Annotated in this window: 1 protein-coding gene; it reads left to right on the forward strand. The window is 55.1% G+C overall.

Annotated elements, in window-relative coordinates; genetic code table 11:
• The first annotated feature begins 173 nt into the window (after positions 1-173).
• Positions 174-1,973, forward strand: coding sequence for an IS1634 family transposase (locus ASH01S_RS17495; RefSeq protein WP_245629153.1), 1,800 nt, complete (start codon positions 174-176; stop codon positions 1,971-1,973).
• The last annotated feature ends 130 nt before the right edge of the window (positions 1,974-2,103 follow it).

Genomic DNA, 2,103 nt, shown 5'->3' on the forward strand with positions numbered 1-2,103 from the left:
TCAAGTTTGACAGTTAAGGACACCTGACTGGGGACCGAGACCGCGCTACGGCGCGGTTTTTTCATGGTTTTGGGCCACTTGCGCGTCGGAAATGTAGGTCAAACTTTTTTCCTCATATACGTTGATATCATCGAGTATGTTCGCTATATTTGTGGATATGAATATGAACGGCGGTGACCCCCTTGTTTGCCCAAATTGTATCCACAAAGAAACCCGACGGTAAGACCTACAAATACCTCCACATTGTTGAGTCTTATCGAGATGGCCGGACCGTCAAGAAACGCCGCGTTGCCAGCCTCGGCAACATCAGTCAGTACTCGGAGCGGGAGATCGAACAGATTATTCGCACACTCGAGTCACTCCTACAACACCGGACCACCGGTTCAATCGACGATTTTGAGACCCATCATGTGCTGCAGTTTGGCGTCCCGTATGTGGTTCAATTTTTGTGGAATCAACTCGAGCTGACAGAGGCCATCCGTCACGCACTGAAAGACCGGGACGTCACTTTTGATGTAGCCCGGTACGTCCAGGCGATGGTCATTCATCGGCTGGTTGACCCCTCCAGCAAGCTCCGCTTGTTTCAGACGCTGGACGACCTGTATCTCCCCGACGCAGGCCCTGAACCCTGGCAGCTTCAGCACTTCTATCGGGCACTGGATTACCTCATGGACATCAAACCGCAGTTGGAGCAGGTGTTGTATAGCCGGCTGACGGACCTACTCAATTTCAAGCTGTCTTTGGTGCTGTACGACTTGACCAGTACGCATCTGTATGGGCACGAGTGCCCTTTGGGGAAGTATGGATACTCACGCACCCGTCGTCCGGATCTGGAGCAGGTCGAACTGGGGCTTCTGGTGACTCCGGAGGGCATCCCCATCACGCACGAGGTGTTTGCGGGCAACGTGTCCGACAAGGAGACGGTGCCGGATATCTTGAAGCGCCTGAAGAAACAATTTGCGGTCGAGCAGTGCGTGTTCGTCGGAGACCGCGGGATGGTGACGGAAAAGAATATGGCCTTGATGGCGGAGGCCGGGTTTCCGTACATTGTCGGGTTTCACAAACGTGGGCGAATCGTGAGCGACAGGCTGTTGGAGGAGTTTGCGGATTTGGCGAATTATGCTCAGCTCAAGGACAACCTGTGCTATCTCGAGGTGCCTTGCGATAGCGTGGAGGATGACGAGAAGACGGTCGGTGTGCGGTACATCCTGTGCTACAACCCGGAAAAGGCCGCTCACGATGCCGCATTTCGGGAGAGCGCAATCGCGGAGGTAGAGGCAGAACTTACGGCCCTGACGGAGCGGTTGACGCAGACAAGACGCGGACGTAAGCCTACCTTCAAAGGCGTCATGCTCAAGGTGGCGAAGCTGCTCACGAAGAAGGGTGCCGAGGCATTCTTTCACGTGGATTACCAGGATGGCGTGCTAACGTTCGCGCGGGACGAAGGTGCCATCGCCAAGGAGGCTCTGCGGGACGGGAAGTTTCTGATTCGGACAAATACCGCCTTGCCTGCAGGGGACGTTGTGTTGTCCTACAAGACGCTCATGGGAATTGAACGAGCGTTTCGGCAGATCAAGAACTTCCTCGACGTGGGGCCTGTGTATCACTGGAACGAGAAGCGGGTACGAGGCCACATCTTTGTCTGTGTGCTGGCGTATCTGTTCGAGCAGGAGATGCAGGTTCTGTATCGCAGGCAATGGCAACGAGAAGCGAAATCGGTGGCGACCATTGAGAATGAGCAAGAGCGGGCGAAGGCACAAGCGGAGCTCGAAGAGCGTTGGTATACGGGAGAGGCCATTGTGCGTGAGCTGAGGCGGTGGCAGGCGGTGCGCGCCACGTTCCTGGACAAAGAATTTCTCAGCGTGACAAAGGCGAGCGACAGTGTGAGGCGAATCCTGAGCAGCCTGGGTATTCCAATGCCTCACAAGACCATCTTGGTTTCGGAACCTGAACGTATGCGGAGTAAGGAATAGCATCGACCCACGCAGGACTGTCAGACGAATATCTATTCCGGGGCCCCGCAGGGATGCGGGGCTAAAGTGCGTGTGGTACAAACTTGAGCCTACAAACCCGCGTCACATCAAGGGTACTGTCAAACTTGAG

The sequence above is a fragment of the Alicyclobacillus shizuokensis NBRC 103103 genome (assembly GCF_001552255.1).
GTDB classification, from domain to species: domain Bacteria; phylum Bacillota; class Bacilli; order Alicyclobacillales; family Alicyclobacillaceae; genus Alicyclobacillus_G; species Alicyclobacillus_G shizuokensis.